13 protein-coding genes and 2 tRNA genes are annotated in these 18,117 nt (G+C 55.6%); 11 read left to right on the top strand and 4 right to left on the bottom strand.

Features of this window, described 5'->3' with window-relative positions:
- The first annotated feature begins 47 nt into the window (after positions 1-47).
- From edd to VIL80_RS02700, 11 genes are all read left to right on the top strand, one after another.
- A complete protein-coding gene (edd, locus tag VIL80_RS02750) occupies positions 48-1,880 on the top strand; it encodes a phosphogluconate dehydratase (RefSeq protein WP_332034626.1) in 1,833 nt (610 codons plus the stop codon).
- A 60-nt stretch (positions 1,881-1,940) separates the two neighbouring features.
- On the top strand, positions 1,941-3,398 hold the full coding sequence (gene zwf / locus VIL80_RS02745; protein WP_332034625.1) for a glucose-6-phosphate dehydrogenase: 1,458 nt from the start codon (positions 1,941-1,943) through the stop codon (positions 3,396-3,398).
- Between the two features lie 46 nt (positions 3,399-3,444).
- The gene (pgl, locus tag VIL80_RS02740; RefSeq protein WP_332034624.1) at positions 3,445-4,155 is read left to right on the top strand and encodes a 6-phosphogluconolactonase; all 711 of its coding nucleotides are present in this window, start codon (positions 3,445-3,447) and stop codon (positions 4,153-4,155) included.
- Positions 4,156-4,230: 75 nt separating this feature from the next.
- Positions 4,231-4,860 carry a bifunctional 4-hydroxy-2-oxoglutarate aldolase/2-dehydro-3-deoxy-phosphogluconate aldolase gene (locus VIL80_RS02735; RefSeq protein ID WP_332034623.1) on the top strand — a complete coding sequence of 210 codons (630 nt, stop codon included), beginning with the start codon at positions 4,231-4,233 and terminating at the stop codon, positions 4,858-4,860.
- Between the two features lie 115 nt (positions 4,861-4,975).
- The gene (gap, locus tag VIL80_RS02730; protein ID WP_332034622.1) at positions 4,976-5,989 is read left to right on the top strand and encodes a type I glyceraldehyde-3-phosphate dehydrogenase; all 1,014 of its coding nucleotides are present in this window, start codon (positions 4,976-4,978) and stop codon (positions 5,987-5,989) included.
- 149 nt (positions 5,990-6,138) lie between these two features.
- A complete protein-coding gene (pyk, locus tag VIL80_RS02725) occupies positions 6,139-7,575 on the top strand; it encodes a pyruvate kinase (protein WP_332034621.1) in 1,437 nt (478 codons plus the stop codon).
- A 383-nt stretch (positions 7,576-7,958) separates the two neighbouring features.
- Positions 7,959-10,502, top strand: a complete 2,544-nt coding sequence (locus VIL80_RS02720; protein WP_332034620.1) for a TonB-dependent receptor — start codon at positions 7,959-7,961, stop codon at positions 10,500-10,502.
- 117 nt (positions 10,503-10,619) lie between these two features.
- Positions 10,620-11,336, top strand: a complete 717-nt coding sequence (locus tag VIL80_RS02715) for a SapC family protein (protein ID WP_332034619.1) — start codon at positions 10,620-10,622, stop codon at positions 11,334-11,336.
- Between the two features lie 22 nt (positions 11,337-11,358).
- Positions 11,359-12,924, top strand: a complete 1,566-nt coding sequence (locus VIL80_RS02710) for a tryptophan halogenase family protein (RefSeq protein ID WP_332034618.1) — start codon at positions 11,359-11,361, stop codon at positions 12,922-12,924.
- Positions 12,925-12,945: 21 nt separating this feature from the next.
- A complete protein-coding gene (locus tag VIL80_RS02705) occupies positions 12,946-14,457 on the top strand; it encodes a tryptophan halogenase family protein (RefSeq protein WP_332034617.1) in 1,512 nt (503 codons plus the stop codon).
- Between the two features lie 9 nt (positions 14,458-14,466).
- Complete coding sequence (locus VIL80_RS02700; RefSeq protein ID WP_332034616.1) at positions 14,467-15,510, top strand: sulfite exporter TauE/SafE family protein; 1,044 nt, start codon at positions 14,467-14,469, stop codon at positions 15,508-15,510.
- Positions 15,511-15,610: 100 nt separating this feature from the next.
- Here the strand turns inward: VIL80_RS02700 and VIL80_RS02695 are convergent.
- The 4 genes from VIL80_RS02695 to ychF all read right to left on the bottom strand — a co-directional run bounded on the left by VIL80_RS02695 (position 15,611) and on the right by ychF (position 18,058).
- A tRNA-Gln gene (locus VIL80_RS02695) sits at positions 15,611-15,685 on the bottom strand.
- Positions 15,686-15,722: 37 nt separating this feature from the next.
- Positions 15,723-15,799 (bottom strand) — tRNA-Met (locus VIL80_RS02690).
- A 117-nt stretch (positions 15,800-15,916) separates the two neighbouring features.
- Positions 15,917-16,798, bottom strand: a complete 882-nt coding sequence (locus tag VIL80_RS02685) for a DMT family transporter (protein WP_332034615.1) — start codon at positions 16,796-16,798, stop codon at positions 15,917-15,919.
- Positions 16,799-16,966: 168 nt separating this feature from the next.
- Positions 16,967-18,058 (bottom strand): redox-regulated ATPase YchF, encoded by a 1,092-nt coding sequence (ychF, locus tag VIL80_RS02680; RefSeq protein WP_332034614.1) that lies wholly within the window; start codon positions 18,056-18,058, stop codon positions 16,967-16,969.
- Between the last annotated feature and the right edge of the window lie 59 nt (positions 18,059-18,117).

The following is an 18,117-nucleotide window of genomic DNA, read 5'->3' as shown; positions in this document are numbered from 1 at the left end:
TAATAGCAGCGCGGGGCGAGCCGATAAAAAAACGAAGAGTTAGGCAAATGGCAAACAGAGCAGTGGTAAACAGTCAGATACAGGCGGTTACCGACAGGATTATCCGTCGCAGTGAAGAGACACGGGCCAGTTACCTGGCCCAGGTTGAGCGCGCGCAGAGCAAGGGGCGTGCGCGTCACAAACTGGCCTGCGGCAACCTGGCGCACGCCATGGCGGCCTCCAGCGATCATGACAAAAATCTGATCGCCTCTGGCCAGGGGCCAAACCTCGCCATTATCAATTCCTACAACGACATGCTGTCGGCGCACCAGCCCTACGGTGTCTATCCGGAAATGCTCAAGGCGGAAGCACTCCGCAATGGCGCCACTGCTCAGGTAGCCGGTGGTGTGCCGGCCATGTGTGACGGTGTCACCCAGGGGCAGCCGGGTATGGAGTTGTCGCTGTTTTCCCGCGATGTGATTGCGATGGCCACCGCCATCTCCCTGTCGCACGATATGTTTGACGGCGGTATGTACCTCGGTATCTGCGACAAGATCGTGCCCGGGCTGGTGATCGGTGCGCTGTCGTTCGGCCATCTTCCAGCAGTATTTATTCCAGCAGGCCCCATGCCAACCGGCCTCGCCAATGCGGAAAAAGTGCGTGTTCGCCAGCTTTTCGCCGAGGGCAAGGTAGGGCGCAAGGAGCTGCTGGAAGCGGAGAGCGCCTCCTACCACAGCGCCGGCACCTGCACCTTTTACGGCACCGCCAACAGCAACCAGATGCTGGTGGAAATCATGGGCCTGCAGCTGCCGGGAAGTTCTTTCGTAAATCCGGGCACCGACTTGCGCGATGCGCTGAACAAGGCCGCGGTAAAACAGCTGGTGCAGATCAGCGAGCCCAGCAACTACACCCCGATTGCAAAAATTCTCACCGAAAAAGCCTTCGTTAACGGCATTGTCGGCCTGCACGCCACTGGCGGCTCCACCAATCACACCATGCACCTGATTGCCATGGCGCGTGCCGCCGGTATCCAGATCACTTGGCAGGACATGGCGGAACTGTCCGAGGTTGTACCGCTGCTGTGCCACGTGTATCCGAACGGCACCGCGGACATCAACCACTTCGCCGCAGCCGGCGGTATGCAGTTCCTGATCCGCGAACTGCTGGGGGCAGGGCTGCTGCACGGTGATGTAAATACGGTGCTCGGTAATTCCGGCCTCGAGCCCTACACCTACGATCCGTTCCTGAACGAAGACAAAGACGGTCTGGTGTGGCGCCCCACTGCGGAAGAGTCCGGCAATCCGGATGTGATCCGCCCGGCCAGCGATCCTTTCTCAAGCCACGGTGGCCTGCAGTTGCTTACCGGCAATCTGGGCAACAGTGTGATCAAGGTGTCCGCACTGAAAACCCCGCAGCTGAAAGTGACAGCCCCGGCGGTGGTGTTCAACAGTCAGGACGACATGCTCGCCGCCTTTAAGGCCGGTGAGCTGGAAAAAGATTTTGTTGCGGTGGTGCGTTTCCAGGGCCCTCAGGCCAATGGGATGCCGGAACTGCACAAGCTGACACCGTCGCTCGGCGTGTTGCAGGACCGCGGTTTCAAGGTGGCGCTGGTCACCGACGGCCGTATGTCCGGCGCATCCGGCAAGGTGCCGGCGGCAATTCACCTGTCTCCCGAAGCGCTCGAGGGCGGAGTGATTGCCAAAATCCAGAATGGCGACCTCATCGAACTGGATGCGGAAGCCGGCGTTCTCAAAGTCCATGTAAGTGATGAAGAACTGGCGGCGCGGCCGCTGGCAGAATGCGATTTGTCTGGCAATGCCATTGGTATGGGCCGGGATCTGTTCACCAATATGCGCAAGCTCGCGAGCGGCGCGGAAACCGGTGCAAGCATTCTTTTTTAACTGAACTCCGCGGGCCATGATCGAAGCATGGGTCCGCGCAATAGTTTGAGAGCAATCACGATGGCTAATGCATTTGACATGGTACTGTTCGGTGGCGGTGGAGATCTGTCACTGCGCAAATTGATTCCGGCACTGTACCGCGCCTTTATCGAAGGTGGCCTGAACAAAGATACGCGTATCTTCCCGGTTGTGCGTCGTCAGGAAGAAGCAGATTCCTATATCAAAACTGCCCAGCAAGCGCTGAAGACCCATCTGCGCGATGGTGAATACAATGAAAAAAGCTGGAAAGAATTCAACACTATGCTGCGCGCAGTGGCACTGGATATTTCCAAACCCGATGATCAGTGGAATTTGCTGATCGATCTGCTTGGCGATGACACCTCGCGCACGCGGCTGTTTTACCTGGCTATTCCGCCCGCGGTATTTGGTCCCTGTTGTGAAAACCTTTCCATCAAGGGCTTGATCCACGAAAACTCCCGCGTGGTGGTGGAAAAACCGCTGGGTTACAACGCCAAGACCTCGGATGAAATCAACAGCAAAATTGCCGAGTATTTCCCGGAAGAGAGCATTTTCCGTATCGACCACTATCTGGGTAAGGAAACCGTCCAGAACCTGCTGGCCCTGCGCTTCAGCAATGTGCTGTTCGAGCGTCTGTGGGATGCGAAGACCATTGACCATATCCAGATCAGTATTTCTGAAACGGTCGGCCTCGAAGGTCGTGCCGGCTTCTACGACGACACCGGTGCAATGCGGGATATGGTGCAGAACCACCTGTTGCAGCTGCTGTGCCTGATCACAATGGAGTCGCCCAACAGCATGTCCGCGCGCAATATCCGCTCGGAAAAAATCAAGGTGCTGGAAGCACTGCGTCCGCTGGTGGGCAAAGATGTCGACAAAAATATCGTGCGCGGCCAGTACGTTGCTGGCGGTCTGGGCAAGGAGCTGGTTCCGGGCTACCTGGAAGAGTTGAAAGCGCCCAATAGTACCACCGAAACGTTTGTTGCCATTCGCGCACATATCGACAACTGGCGCTGGACCGGCGTGCCTTTCTATCTGCGCACCGGCAAACGCATGGAAAAGCGCTGCGCAGAAATCGTGATCCAGTACCAGAAGGTTTCCCACAGCGTGTACCAGCCGGAAGCCGGTGACGTACTGCCGAACCGCCTGGTGATTCGCCTGCAGCCGGAAGAGAGCATCAAGCTGGTGCTGATGGCGAAGAAAATGGACAGTCTCACCATGGAGCTGCAACCGGTGGAATTGAACCTGACTCTGTCCGACACCTATGACAGTTTCAAAAGTGACGCCTACAAACGGCTGATGCTGGATGCCGCCGCGAATAATTCCGCGCTGTTCATTCACCGCGAGGAAGTGGCCGCTGCCTGGGCCTGGGTTGACCCGATCATCGACCACTGGCGCGACACCAACAACCTGCCGCAGCTGTATCGCGCGGGCACCTGGGGGCCGCAGGCTTCCAACCAGCTGCTGGCGGAAAACGGGCACCACTGGTTTAACCCCTGACCAAGTGTCAGAAAATTTGGTTACGAGTAACAAACGGTTTCTAGACATGGTCGAAGAAAAATTTTTTGCAGACAGGGAAAAGTTGACGCTTGCGCTGGCGAACGAATGCGCCGCGGCATTGCACGCGGGTATCAAGGCCAACGGGCATGCGACTTTTCTGGTCAGCGGTGGCAGCTCCCCGGAGCCGGTGTACCGCGAGCTATCCCGGCGTCCACTGCCCTGGCAGCAGGTCAATGTGGCGCTGGTGGATGAGCGCTGGGTAGAGAAAGATGAGGCGGGGAGCAACCTCGCGTTCATCGCCAACAGTCTGCTGCAAAATGAAGCCGCCAAGGCGCCGTGTCTGGGCATGAAAAATGCCGCGGCGACACCGGCAGAAGGCGAGGCGGATTGCGAGCGCGCCTATCAAGAACTGCCGCGCCCGTTTGATGTGTGTGTGCTGGGAATGGGCAACGACGGCCACACAGCTTCGTTTTTCCCGCATGCGGACGGTCTCGCAGAGGCGCTGGATCCGAAGTCGGAAAAACTGTGCAAGGCCATCACCGCCAAACAGAGCTCGGTGACCGGTGTGCATACAGAGCGCATGACACTCACGCTTGCAGCCATATTGCAGGCGAAGGAAATCAAGCTGCTGATTACCGGTGAAGAAAAGCTCAAGGTCTATCGCGAAGCACTGCTGGGCGATGACGAGAGCGAAATGCCGGTACGCAGCATCCTCAAGCAGAGGCTGAAGCCGGTCACTGTTTATTGGGCTCCCTGATTATTTGGAGCTCAGAGGGATCTGGGCGAAGTGGCCAGTGAAAAATTTGGATATTTAGAGTTTTAGGAATTTGCGATGCAAGAGTCTCTCGTACCCGTTTTGGAACAAGCCGGCGTAGTCCCGGTACTGGTGATCGACAATGTCAGCGAGGCGCTGCCACTGGCGCAGGCGCTGGTTGAAGGTGGTCTCAACGTCCTCGAAGTCACCCTGCGTACCGAAGCAGCGTTGGCAGCCGTGGAAGAAATCGCCAAGCACCTGCCGGATGCCCATGTCGGTACCGGAACGGTGCTGAGCGCAGCAGATATTCGCCGCTCGGTGGATGCGGGTGCGACCTTCATGGTGAGCCCGGGTGCCACCGAGGCTCTGCTGGATGCAGCCGCTGACGTATCCGTGCCGCTGCTACCGGGTGCGGCAAACCCGTCCGAAGTGATGCGACTGCTGGAGCGCGGCTATCGCTACCAGAAGTTTTTCCCCGCGGAAGCCGCCGGTGGCGTACCCATGCTGAAGTCCATCGGTGGTCCGCTGGCGCAGGTGAAGTTTTGTCCCACCGGCGGGGTCAGCCCGAGCAACGCCAAAGACTACCTATCACTTTCCAATGTGGTTTGTGTAGGCGGCTCCTGGATGGCGGCGCCGAAATTGGTAGCAGATAAAAACTGGGCGGAGATTACCCGTCTGGCAAGAGAGGCATCCCTGCTTAAGGGGTAATGCCTTCCGGCAACCGATTTATTTGAGAAGTCAGAGCGACAGCGTACCGGGGGGGATTACACCCGACGCTGCAAACAAAAATTCATAATTTTCAAGACACATAGGGTGTAGCGATATGAAGCTCAGAATTGCTATCAACGGATATGGACGCATCGGCCGCAACGTAACCCGCGCGATTTATGAATCCGGATACAACGACCGCATCCAGCTGGTTGCTATTAACGATCTGGCGCCGGTGGAAGCCAATGCGCACCTGACCCGCTTCGACACCGTTCATGGTCGCTTCAATACCGAAGTTTCTGTCGATGGGGAAAATCTGGTTATCGGCGGCGATATCATCAAGGTTTGCCAGGAACGCAACCCGGCAAATCTGCCATGGGGCGAACTGAATGTGGATCTGGTGCTGGAGTGTACCGGTCTGTTCACCGATAAAGCCGCAGCTTCCCAGCACATGCAGGCCGGTGCCAAAGCGGTACTGATTTCCGCGCCGTCCAAAGACGCTGACCTGACTGTGGTCTACGGTGTGAATGACAACAAACTCACCGCGGAACACAAAGTGGTATCCAACGCGTCCTGTACCACCAACTGCCTGGCACCGGTTGCCAAGGTATTAAACGATGCGATCGGTATTGAGCGTGGTTTCATGACTACCGTGCACGCTTACACCAACGATCAAAACACCCAGGATGCGGTACACAAGGATATCTACCGTGCGCGCGCCGCCGCCGACAACATGATCCCCACCAAGACTGGCGCTGCAGCCGCGGTAGGTCTGGTGTTGCCGGAACTGCAAGGCAAGCTGGACGGCATGGCAGTTCGTGTACCGGTGAACAATGTTTCTCTGGTGGATTGCCAGTTTATCGCCGGCCGCGATACCACCGCGGAAGAAATCAACGCGATCATGGCCGATGCGGCGGGTACCATCAAAGGCGGTGTACTGTCTTTCTGTGACCAGCCACTGGTGTCCGTGGACTTCAACCACACCACCGCGTCCAGTCACTTTGATGCCAACCACACCCGTGTGAATGGCAATCTGGTCAAAGTAATGGCCTGGTACGATAACGAGTGGGGCTTCTCTCACCGTATGCTCGACACCAGCCTGGCAATGGCGAAAGCCCAGGGTCTGTAATGTAAATTGATGGCAGAAATGCCATTCCGTCGGAGCGGGCGCAATGCTCGCTCCGATTTATGAATTTGGTACTTTGCTAGAGCAGTCAGTGCCGACTGCCATAAGAACAAATCCGTCTCACATCCAATCCAACAACGAATACCGCAGACATGATTCGCCATACAAAAATTGTTGCCACACTCGGTCCGGGTACCGACAAGCCGCGTGTTATTGACGAGATTATCCGCGCCGGCGTGAACGTCGTACGCCTTAATTTTTCCCACGGCAGTGCCGACGATCACCGCAAGCGTGTATCCGAAGTGCGCCGCGCCTCTGCCGAGCAGAACAGGCTGGTGGCCATTCTCGGCGACCTGCAGGGCCCGAAAATCCGCATCGCCCGTTTCGCCGCAGGCAGTATTTTTCTCGAGAACAACGCCGAGTTCACCCTCGACGCGGATTGCCCGAAAGAGGGTGGTAACCAGCAGCGCGTGGGTGTCGACTACCCGTCACTGATCGCAGACTGTAAGCCGGGTAATGTCCTGCTGCTGGACGATGGCAAGATTCGCCTGGAAGTGACCGGCGGTACCAACAGCAAACTGTTCTGTCGCGTGCTGCAGGGCGGCAAGCTTTCCAATAATAAGGGCATCAATCTGCTGGGCGGTGGCCTGTCTGCACCGGCCCTGACGGAAAAAGATTACGAAGATATCAAACTCGCGGCCGAGCTGGATGTCGATTTTCTGGCGGTAAGCTTCCCGCGCAGTGGTGAGGACCTCGAAATTGCCCGCAAGGCGATGCGTGAAGCCGGTAGCAATGCCGCCATCGTCGCCAAAGTCGAGCGCGCTGAAGCGGTAGAAAATGACGAGCAGATGGACGATATCATTCTCGCGTCTGATGTCATCATGGTTGCCCGCGGTGATCTGGGCGTGGAGATCGGTGATTCCGCGCTGGTGGGTGTGCAGAAAAAGCTGATCAATCGTGCCAACGCATTGAATCGCGGTGTGATCACCGCGACCCAGATGATGGAGTCGATGATCACCAACCCGACGCCGACCCGCGCGGAAGTCATGGATGTGGCCAACGCCGTGCTGGACGGCACGGATGCGGTGATGTTGTCCGCCGAAACCGCTGCCGGCGATTTCCCGGTTGCTGCGGTGGAGTCGATGGCGCAGATCGTCGTGGGTGCCGAGCAGTACCTGGGCTCCACCACGCGTGTTGCTCCGGTGCGCACCGGTTCCGAGAGCATCGACACCGTGATCGCCCAGGCGGCGATCGAATCTGCCGCGCGTGTGGAGAATCTGTGTGCAGTAGCCGCTCTGACCGAGTCCGGCCGTACACCGCGCATCATGTCCCGTGCTACCACCCAGCTGCCGATCTACGCACTGACCCGGCATCCCCAGGTGGCGCGCCAGCTGGTACTGCTGCGCGGTGTCGACCCCATCGAGTTCGATCCGGCCTCTGTACCCCTGGGTCACCTGACCGATGCCATCATCGAAGTGCTCGGTTCCCGCATCGAGCTGCAGAAGGGGCAGCGAATCCTGATCACTCAGGGGGAGCGCCTGAATATGGGCGGCGGTACCAGTTCCATGCGGATTAAGGAAATCGAGTAATCTCTGTTTCCTGAATAGTGAACAACACTCCCGGCCATGGCCGGGAGTGTTGTTCTGGGGGCAGGCGCTGCCTGTATAAGAAAAGTTTGCGAATCTTGTCACTCATAAAGGTTGTACATTTTTTATCCTGTCCGGCGTCAAAAGCCCGGATCTTTCCTCTTCGATCTGTCACTTAAGACAGGTTCTGGCTGTAAAAACCTGCAAAATACCCAGATATTTTCCCTTTCGCGTTGTAGCTTTTTCCTCCCATTGTGTGTATTGTCGATCGTGAGAATGACAGCGCTATCATAAAATCGAATGACAGCGCTATCATTTGGCGGTACAAGGTGAATAAAAAGTTTCTAACCAAACCTTTATATCTATAAAAAAGGAAGGGGAAATCGATGCTTAAGCGCAACAAACTCGCTCTCTCGATCAGCGCAGCTGTACTGGGTGGTAGCCTCGTGGCTCCGCTGGCAGTTGCTCAGGAAGCAGCCCTGGAAGAGATTACCGTTACCGGTATTCGTGGTTCCTTGCAGGACGCTCTCAGTACCAAGCGTGACTCATATTCTATTGTCGACGCGATCTCTTCAGAGGATATCGGCAAATTCCCGGACAAAAACGTTGCAGAATCGCTGCAGCGCGTACCCGGTGTGACCATCCAGCGCCAATTTGGCGAAGGTGCAGCCGTTTCTATCCGCGGTGCTGGTAACGACCTGACTCTTACCACCCTGAATGGCCAGAATGTTGCGTCTACCGGCTGGTTCGTTCTGGAACCTGCCAAGCGCAGCTTCAACTATGAACTGCTGCCATCCGAACTGGTCGGTAACATCGAAGTGTACAAGGCCTCTCAGGCTGACCTCGCCGAAGGTGGTGTAGGTGGTACCGTTGTTATCAACACCCGCAAGCCGCTGGAACTGGACGCCCTGACTGTGCGCGCTTCCGTTGAAGCCTCACAGCAGTCTGATTCCGATTCCACCGACCCGCAATTCTCAGGTCTGGCGAGCTGGAAAAATGACTCTGAAACCTTCGGTGTTCTGGTTTCCGCGGTATCTCAAGAGCGTCTGTTGCAGCGTCAGGGTAATGAAGCATTTTGGGAGTGGGGCGCGGGCCCTGTAGCGTTCGAGCAGGAGCGTAAGCGCTCTGCTATCAACGCCACCTTCCAGTACCAGCCGACTGAAAACCTCGATATCGTCCTGAACGCTATCGACATGCAAATGGAAGCGGATAACACCAACTACGCGCTGTGGCTGACGCAGGGCAACTGTGGATGGTGTGGCGTTGACGTTGATCCGGAAGACCAGATCAATGGAACCACTGCACGTGGCCCGCTCAATGTAGCTTACCTGCAGGCTCGTCCGCGCGAAGCGACCATGAACTCCGACGTCTACGACCTGTCTGTAACTTACTCTGGTGAAGGCTACGAGTTGAGTGTCCAGGCTGGCTCGACTTCCTCGACCGGTGGCACCGACTTTGAAATGGTTGTCGACGATGGTTCCGGCGGCTTTGCACTCGATGGTGCCTCTTACGACTTCATGAGCGGCGGCCAGACCTGGGACCTGAATGGTTTCGACCTCGGTAGCTACGACCCAGGCTCTCTGGCAATGGGTACCGGTGCGAACTTCAATGCGACACCCAAGACCGACGAGGAGGCTTACTTCCAGGCAGATCTTGAATTTGATGTTGAGCTCGGTGCTGTCAACTCCATCAAGACTGGTATCAAAACAGCTGACCACAATTCGACCAGTCGTCGCTTTGTATTCACTCAGGCAGATGATTTCAACCCGGTAATCTCTACCGATGGTATCCTGAGCGGCACCATTGAAGCCGGCGCTGGAAGCTACGAAATCCCGAAATTGGACGACGATGCCCTGAAGGCTTGGGCCAAGGCATCCATTACCGGAAAAGTAGAGGATCTGGGTTCCTACAGCGAGATCGACGAGACCAACTCCTCTATCTACGTAATGGCGACCTACGAACTCGGTAATGCGCGCGGTAACTTCGGTGTCCGTTATGTGACTACCGATGCGACCTCTACTTACTACATCGACGGCGTAAGAACCGAAACTGACGCTGATTACTCTGTTGCCTTGCCCAGCTTCAACCTGGCGTACAGCCTGAGTGATGATGTTGTTTTGCGCGCGGCTGCTGCGAAGGTAATGGCCCGTCCGCAGTATGTGGATATGTATGTAAACCCGAGCCCCATTGGCGCAAACGATGAGATCGATAACAACCAGTATTGGGTTGTTGGTAATGTTGGCCTGGAACCGTTCCTCGCCAATCAATTCGATCTTGGTGTTGAATACTACTTCGCTGAAGGTTCTCTGGTTTCCGCTGGTGTTTTCTACAAAGATGTTAGCAACTTTGTAACTATCAGCGAGTACAGTGCAGCCGCCAGTGAGGTTCCGTTTGAGTTGCCGGAGAGCGAAGCAGCGTTCGGTTGGCTTGTTCAGGAAAAAGACAACGGCGAAAGCGCGGAAATTACCGGTATTGAACTGGGTTACCAGCAAGACTTCGGTAACGGCTTTGGTGCAATTGTGAACTACACCTGGACCGACACCGACACTGCCAAGGCAACCTTCACCGATGGTAATCCGTTCCTGAGCGATAGCTCCGAGAATGTGTACAACTTGACCGGTTACTATGAGAACGACATGTTCTCCGCCCGTATCGCCTACAACTGGCGTAGTGAGTACATGATCCGCGAGTCAGGCTCTTACGGTAACCGCCTGCACGACGACTTCGGTAGTCTGGATCTGAGTGCGGTTTGGTATGCAACCGAAAACCTGGATGTTAAGCTCGACGTGAATAACCTGCTGGCGGAAGAGTCTGTTCAGATTGGTAACAACGCTGAACCGGCACCCGGAACTGGTTTTACCTCCGGCTTCCCGCTGTATGAGTACGAAACTGCGCGTCGCATCAACATTGGAGCTTCTTACAAGTTCTGATAGCGAAATGATTGCGTGATGTACCGGAAAAAGGGAAGTTTTTGCTTCCCTTTTTTCGTATGAAAAATATACTAGGCGGGTTTCTCTAGAATAACTTCAAATTAAATAAGGTGTTGTATGGCCACAGTAGAAGCCCCAAAAATCGTTCCGTTGCGCAGTGATGTTCACGGCAAACTGAAAGTTCGTGAGCTGGGGACCTTTGAGCACGTCAAAAACGCACACATGCTGCCCGTTACTGCGCATGAATTCGCCCGCCTCGGTGCAGAATACCCGATCGTTTTTGTCAAGAATTCTGAAACTGGTCAGTTCCAATCTGTTGCACTGCTGGGCCTGAAAGTAGGCGAAAACCTGTTCGTCGACGGTGAAAAGTGGAAAGGTGTTTTCGTTCCGGGCGCCGTACGTAATCATCCCTTTGTTCTGGCGCCCGCGGGTGAGAGCAAGGACCGCCTGATGGTGGGCCTGATAGAGAATAGCCCTGTTGTGGGTGAGGAAGAGGGTAATGCCCTGTTCACTGACTCCGGCGAAGAAACCGAGTACCTGAAGGCCAAGAAAGAGGCGCTGGTTGGTTACCTGGAAAGCGACCAGATGACCAAGGCGTTCATCACTATTCTGGCTGAGAAAGATCTCCTCACTACCCAGAACGTTGCTATCAATGCCGGGGAAGAGAAGATCAACCTGGGCGGTATCTACATGGTGGATGAGAAGAAACTGGGTGAAATGAGCGAAGAAGACTTCGCGGATTTCCGTAAGCGTGGTTTCCTTGCTCCGCTGTACGCGCAGCTGGGCTCCATGCATCAGTTTTCCCGTCTGGCCAAAATGCAGGCTGGTGCCTGATCGTTGAATTCTGTCCGTTATTATGACTATCGATTGCGGTGATCAAATCAAGCGTGTTTTGGTAGTCGGGGGTGGCACAGCTGGCTGGTTGTCAGCATGCCACCTTGCCAAAAAACTTGGCTCGTCTTCGTCTGCTGGTGTTCAGGTAACACTGGTGGAGTCTGAAAATATCCCCACTATTGGTGTCGGTGAAGGCACTGTCCCTGCGATTAGAGAGTCACTCCGTTACCTCGGAATCAGTGAAACCGAGTTTGTGCGCGAGTGTGATGTTACGTTCAAGCAGGGCATCAAGTTTGCGCACTGGGTTCGCCCTTCTGGATCGCCAGGTCCAGAGTTTTATCATCATGTTTTTGACTATCCTGATTGCGGCGTGGGCGATCTGACCTCGCGTTGGCTGCAAATGGATGGTGATCGCAGTTACGTTGATGCCGTGTCTGTGCAAGGCGTGATCTGCGATAGGGGGCTTGGCCCGAAAGATATGACGGTGCCGGAATACGACGGTATCGTGAGCTATGCCTATCACTTAGACGCTGCGAAGTTCGCCAGGCTGTTAACCCGTCATGGAGTGGAAAAGCTTGGTGTGCGACATGTGCTTGCGGACGTACAGCAAGTCAGTCGTGATGATTCTGGCGATATCGTTTCTGTCTCTACTGCAGCCGGGGAAACGATAGAGGCGGATCTGTTTGTAGACTGTACTGGGTTCGCCTCATTGCTGCTTGGTGAGTCCATGGGTGTACGGTTTGTCGACAAACGACACATTCTCTTTGCGGATCACGCATTGGCGGCTCAACTGCCGTATGCCGAAAAAGATGCGCCTATCCCGAGTTTTACTATCTCGACGGCTCAGGAAAGCGGCTGGACTTGGGATATTGGTCTGTCGGAAAGACGCGGTACTGGATATGTGTATTCCAGTGCGCATACGGGCCACGATCGTGCTGAAACCGTATTTCGCCAGTATCTGGGGGATGATGCCGGAAAGTTAAACGTCCGGAAAATCCCCATGCGCGTTGGGCACAGGGAAACCTACTGGAAAAACAACTGCGTGGCTATTGGTCTGTCCCAGGGCTTTGTAGAGCCATTAGAGGCGACGGGGATATTGGTATACGACGCAACCGCGCGAATGCTGGCAGACACTTTTCCTGCCTGTCGCTCGGTGATGCCTATTGTTGCCCGGCAATTTAATCGATCGGTGCAGTACGCTTGGGATCGGGTAATTGATTTTATCAAGTTGCATTACTGTATAAGCCAGCGCAGGGATCATCCCTTTTGGGTTGACAATTGTCTGGAGTCCTCCATTCCCGATTCGCTGCAAGAAAAACTCCAGCTGTGGAAGTGTCAGCCCCCCAGCGCGTATGAGTTTCCGAGTAAATTGGAAATCTTCAATCTGGCAAATTTCCAGTACGTTCTCTACGGTATGGAATTTAAAACAGATATCAATGCCATGGTTTCCGGGCGCCAACCGACAATGCCGGATGCCTTGGGTCGAATAAAAGACATTGCGAACTTTTCCGATCAGTTGCTCGGCAGGTTGCCGGGCCATCGTGCCTTGATCGATAAAATCAAAAAGTACGGTTTGCAAAAAATTTAGAGCTTTATGCAGTCTCACGCCATGAAAGTATTGAATATTGTAGGTGGGGGTAGCGCCGGTTGGATGACGGCAATCTACTTGAATCGCTATTTCAATCGAGAGGCAAAGAACTTTCATATTAATGTCATCGAGAGTCCTGATATAGGGATCATTGGTGTTGGCGAGGCAACCGTCCACAGTATTCGTTTTTTCTTTGGGGCAATGGGGCTCGATGAAACTGAACTGATGGCTGAGACCAATGCGACCATAAAGTCTGGAATCATGTTCCGTAATTGGATGAAGGCTGTCGACGGTGAAGTTCATGAATATTTTCATCCATTTGACCAGCAGCAGCCTGGTGGATCCGTAGATATTTCCAGCGCGTGGTTTGTCGGGGAGCGTCAGGCAAGAGAGCGTTATGATGAGGGGGTGAGTCTTAACTCCCACTTGATCAAGTGGGGGCGTTGTCCAAAGAATATTTCCTCGCCTCAATATCAGGCTGTGGCTCCTTATGGATACCACCTGGATGCAACGCTGTTGGCGCGGTTTCTGCGGCGGAAAGCGGTTGAACAGGGAGTTCGACATATCGAAGCCACCGTTACTGATGTGGAAGTCGTGTCCGGGAAAATTCAATCCGTGGGTACGGACCAGGGGCGCATTGCCGGTGATTTTTTTATTGATTGCACCGGGTTTCGGGGGCTTTTGATAGAAAAGTTACAGAAGGATAACTGGGTATCTTTCCGGGATGTTCTTCCGTGTGATAAGGCTGTGGCTATTCAGCGAGATCTGCCTGCGGGCGAAAAGCCTCGCCCATATACGGTTGCTACGGCCCTTTCCAGTGGCTGGGCTTGGCAAATTGATCTGGTGAACCGGCAGGGAAGTGGATACGTCTATGACAGCGAGCGACTTTCGCCCGAAGAGGCGGAAAGCGAGCTGAGGGCATTCCTGGGGGCTGAGTCCAGCGTAATCAAATGCTCACATCTGGATATGAACGTCGGTTGTCGACAGAGTGCCTGGGTTGGAAATTGCGTGGCGATAGGCTTGTCGGGGGGGTTTATTGAACCTCTGGAATCCACGGGCCTGCATATGATTCACCTTGGGGTTGGTCTACTGGCGACGCATTTGGCTGGGGACGATGGCAGCGAAGAGTTGCGTGATTCCTACAATGAGAAAATGCGTGGGTTTTATCAGGATCTCAAACAATTCATAGTGCTGCATTACTGCCTATCCAATCGAGACGACAGTGACTTTTGGCGGGCGGCACCTGCTTCGCTGGATGGGTGTGCTTGGCTGAAGTCCAAGCTCCCACTTTGGGAGCGTAAAATCTGTGAATATCAGGATTTTGCCGGCAGTTATGCGAGTATCTTTACAGATACCAATTATCGCTACGTCCTGTATGGGATGCAGCATTATCCGTCACCGCGTTTTGCAATGTCGGAAAATGAGGTAGACGCGATTTTCTCGCGTTTTTCCCTGCTTCTGAGCCGGGCAAAATCCGGAACTATGGATCACGAGGAATTTCTTCGGACCGTACACGCCAAAGCTAGAGGCTAAGTGGTTTCCATGAGGCACTTGATTGCGCGTTATGCGCTCTGGCTGATCTGGTTGTGTGGCTTTTACGGCTTTTGGGCGTTGTATGTGGTGGGCGAGGGCTTATGGCCCGTCGTGGTTGAGAATTGGCCCATGGCGGCTTCCATGGCGTTTGGCAGTTACGCCGCTGGTTCCACTCCAATGGGTGGTGGTACGGTCGGTTTTCCTATTCTCGTTCTTCTTTTTGATATGCCGGCAAGTCTTGGCCGGGATTTCAGTTTTGCGGTGCAGTCCATTGGTATGGTCAGTGCCAGCATCTTTATTTTCTGTCGGCGACAACTTCTGGCGTGGGCCATGCTTCGCGGTGCTTTGCTCGGCAGCCTGTTTGCGACGCCTCTGGGTATCCTGTTTTTTGCACCGCTGGTGCCCGAACTGTGGGTAAAGCTGGTGTTTGCCGTGATCTGGGGGAGTTTCGGAGTTTTACACCTGTACCGACTGCGGGAGATTACCTCCCATGATCACGGGGGAGACCCGCGCTGCCCGAAAGATTTTCGTGTGGGGTTGATGCTGGGGGCTGTGGCCGGTTTTGCGGTGGTGTCGGTGACCGGGGTCGGCATCGATATGCTGGTCTATGCCGCGCTGGTGCTGTTGAGTCGGGTGGACCTGAAGGTGGCAATCCCCACGTCGGTTGTGATCATGGCGTTTTCCTCTGTGGTGGGCGTGGTTGTTAAAACACTCGCGGGTGACTGGCAGCCGGGGGTGTTCGGTAACTGGTTGGCTGCGGCGCCGGTAGTCGCGCTGGGAGCGCCCTTGGGTGTGTTCGTGGTTGCGCTGGTCGGGCGCACACCCACCCTGCTTGTCGTGGCCCTGCTGTGCATTGTGCAGTTTGTGTGGACCTGCGCCTCCGAGCGAGAGTTATTGGGTATGACAGGTACCGTATTGGCGTTGCTCGCGGTGCTCTTTTGTCTTGGTGGTTTCGAGTTGCTGCGTGCGCTGGGGTTGCGCAGGGCGCGTGTGCGCACTGGCGACGCAGGGATGCATGGCGCGCCCACATATGCAGGGGATCAAATGGTGTAGAAATTCCAGGGGAATCTTGGGAAGGGTGAATCTTTTGCGATTGGGCGAATGGGGTGGAAATAAAAAAGGCGATCCCGTAAAGGATCGCCTTTTTTATATATGGCAGGGGCGGAAGGATTCGAACCTTCGCATGACGGGATCAAAACCCGCTGCCTTACCGCTTGGCTACGCCCCTGTAAAGGTGCTGTGAGAGCTGTCTCACAGGCGGAAAGTGGTAGCAAGAGCGAGACTTGAACTCGCGACCTCAGCATTATGAGTGCTGCGCTCTAACCAGCTGAGCTATCTTGCCACAACCAAACTCGGCTAACCGAGGCCGCGAATAATAGGGAGATGAATTGGGTGTGTCAACACTATTTTTACTAAATTAATCAGTGGCTTAGCGCGCGCTGGGTATTTTGGGCGCCAATCAGCGGCCGCGACCGATAGCGGCCAGTAATGAGCCCAGGACCACGGTTAAGGCACCCAGCCAGCTGATCCAGTTCATCGGTTCTACCTCTATGTAATCGGGCCACAGGGCGCTGATAACGCTGCTGAGGGCCAGTGTCATCAGGGGAATCAGGGCCAGGGTGGCGCTGACCCGGGAGGCCTCCCAGGAGGCCATCGCCTTGGCGAAGGCGCCGTACGCTATCAGGGTGTTGGCCGTAAGGAACAGCAGTAGCGCCCAGCCCAGAGCGTCCAGCTGCAGGGCCAGGGCGGGCTTGGCGACCGGCAGGAAGCACAGGGTCCCGGCCATATAGATCAGTGTGAGGAGGTTGTGGGGGCGGGACTGTGCCACGATCTTTTTCTGGAACAGGCCGTACACCGCCCAGGTCAGTGCGGCAAAAACCACCAGCCCGACACCGTACAGGTACTGTCGATCCTCACCGCTGACCAGCTCCTGGATCCGCAGGTTGAAGAACAGGGCAAAGCCTACGCAGACCAGAATTACGCCCAGCCACTGTCGCGGTGAGAATCGCTCTCCCAGCCAGATTACGCTGAATACCAGCAGCAGCAGTGGTGCAAGCTGAATCAGGACCTGCAGAGCTCCGGCGGTGATGTAGTTGAGGCCGGTGGCATAGGCGATGTAGTTGGCGAGAAGACCGCCCACCGCAAGCAGGGTATAAGGCAGCATTTTGCCGCGAAAAAGTTGCCCGAGCTCCAGCTCCTGCTTCCAGCCGTAATAGGCGCCGGCGAACAGCGCCGCGCCAAAAAAGCGATACCAGGTGATAGTGGTGGAGTCCATGTCGGCGATCAGGCCTTTCATGGCGATGGGCAGCAGAGCCCACATAAATGCGGTGGTCAGCGCCAAGGGCAGGCCGACTCTCCAGTTGGATGGGTACATGGCAACCTGTGGTGTTGTTGTGGAGGCTCAGTTGCGAAATGGGCTGGCGGAAGAAGCCACCTGGGCTTTCGCGGGGCTCTTGTGGAGCCCCGTGAAGCGGGCCCGGGGTCGGGCCGAAGGGGAGGGAGCAGGGGATCAGACGTTAAAGCGGAAGTGCACCACGTCGCCGTCGACCACCACGTACTCTTTGCCTTCCAGGCGCCATTTGCCGGCCTCTTTGGCACCGGCTTCGCCTTTGTGGGCGACAAAATCGTTGTAGCTGATGACTTCCGCGCGGATGAAGCCTTTTTCAAAATCCGTGTGGATCTTGCCGGCCGCTTGCGGCGCGGTGGCTCCCTGGGGGATGGTCCAGGCGCGCACTTCCTTCACACCGGCGGTGAAGTAGGTGTGCAGGCCGAGCAACTGGTAGCCTGCGCGGATCACGCGGTTCAGGCCAGGCTCTTCCATGCCCAAGCCTTCGAGGAATTCCAGTTTTTCATCGTCGTCCAGTTCGGCGATTTCGGATTCCAGTTTGTTGCAGATGGGCACGAGTACAGCATTCTCTTCCGCGGCAATGGCGGCCACTGCATCCAGGTGAGGATTATTCTCGAAGCCGTCTTCATCCACGTTGGCGATATACATGGTGGGCTTGACAGTGAGCAGGCTCAGCTCGCGCAGATCGGCCAGCTCTTCACTGCCGAGGCCGAAAGAGCGCAGCGGCTTGGCTTCATTCAGGTGCGGCTGGATCTTTTCCAGCAGCGCCTTCATGCGGATGGCGTGCTTGTCCTGGCCCTTGGCGGCGCGGCTGTAACGCTGCAGTGCCTTCTCTACGGTATCCAGGTCGGCCAGCGCCAGCTCGGTGTTGATCACCTCGATATCCGCCAACGGGTGTACGCGGTTGGCCACGTGGATCACGTTGTCGTTTTCGAAGCAGCGCACGACGTGGGCGATGGCGTCGGTCTCGCGGATGTTGGCGAGGAACTTGTTGCCGAGGCCTTCACCCTTGGAAGCACCGGCTACGAGACCGGCAATGTCGGTGAATTCCATGGTGGTGGGGATCACTTTCTGCGGCTTGACGATCTCCGCCAGCTTGTCGAGGCGCGGGTCCGGTACCGGCACGATGCCAGCATTCGGCTCGATGGTGCAGAAGGGGAAGTTCTCCGCGTCAATGCCCGCTTTGGTCAGGGCATTGAACAGGGTGGATTTGCCCACGTTGGGCAGGCCGACGATGCCGCAAGTAAAACCCATGGTCTGAATCCTGTGGTGGTCTGGGGTGCCGGAGGTGCACCGCCAATTAAAAAGGGAAA

The sequence above is a fragment of the Microbulbifer sp. genome (assembly GCF_036563125.1).
GTDB lineage: Bacteria > Pseudomonadota > Gammaproteobacteria > Pseudomonadales > Cellvibrionaceae > Microbulbifer.
Note: the sequence above shows the minus strand (reverse complement) of the source record. Positions and strands in the feature narration are given on the sequence as shown.

Excerpts from the sequence above, each read along its gene's own strand:
- ychF (WP_332034614.1), bottom strand. The coding sequence starts at position 18,058 with ATGGGTTTTACTTGCGGCATCGTCGGCCTGCCCAACGTGGGCAAATCC.
- pyk (WP_332034621.1), top strand. The coding sequence starts at position 6,139 with ATGATTCGCCATACAAAAATTGTTGCCACACTCGGTCCGGGTACCGAC.
- VIL80_RS02710 (WP_332034618.1), top strand. The coding sequence starts at position 11,359 with ATGACTATCGATTGCGGTGATCAAATCAAGCGTGTTTTGGTAGTCGGG.
- edd (WP_332034626.1), top strand. The coding sequence starts at position 48 with ATGGCAAACAGAGCAGTGGTAAACAGTCAGATACAGGCGGTTACCGAC.
- pgl (WP_332034624.1), top strand. The coding sequence starts at position 3,445 with ATGGTCGAAGAAAAATTTTTTGCAGACAGGGAAAAGTTGACGCTTGCG.
- VIL80_RS02715 (WP_332034619.1), top strand. The coding sequence starts at position 10,620 with ATGGCCACAGTAGAAGCCCCAAAAATCGTTCCGTTGCGCAGTGATGTT.
- zwf (WP_332034625.1), top strand. The coding sequence starts at position 1,941 with ATGGCTAATGCATTTGACATGGTACTGTTCGGTGGCGGTGGAGATCTG.
- gap (WP_332034622.1), top strand. The coding sequence starts at position 4,976 with ATGAAGCTCAGAATTGCTATCAACGGATATGGACGCATCGGCCGCAAC.
- VIL80_RS02705 (WP_332034617.1), top strand. The coding sequence starts at position 12,946 with ATGAAAGTATTGAATATTGTAGGTGGGGGTAGCGCCGGTTGGATGACG.
- VIL80_RS02720 (WP_332034620.1), top strand. The coding sequence starts at position 7,959 with ATGCTTAAGCGCAACAAACTCGCTCTCTCGATCAGCGCAGCTGTACTG.
- VIL80_RS02735 (WP_332034623.1), top strand. The coding sequence starts at position 4,231 with ATGCAAGAGTCTCTCGTACCCGTTTTGGAACAAGCCGGCGTAGTCCCG.
- VIL80_RS02700 (WP_332034616.1), top strand. The coding sequence starts at position 14,467 with ATGAGGCACTTGATTGCGCGTTATGCGCTCTGGCTGATCTGGTTGTGT.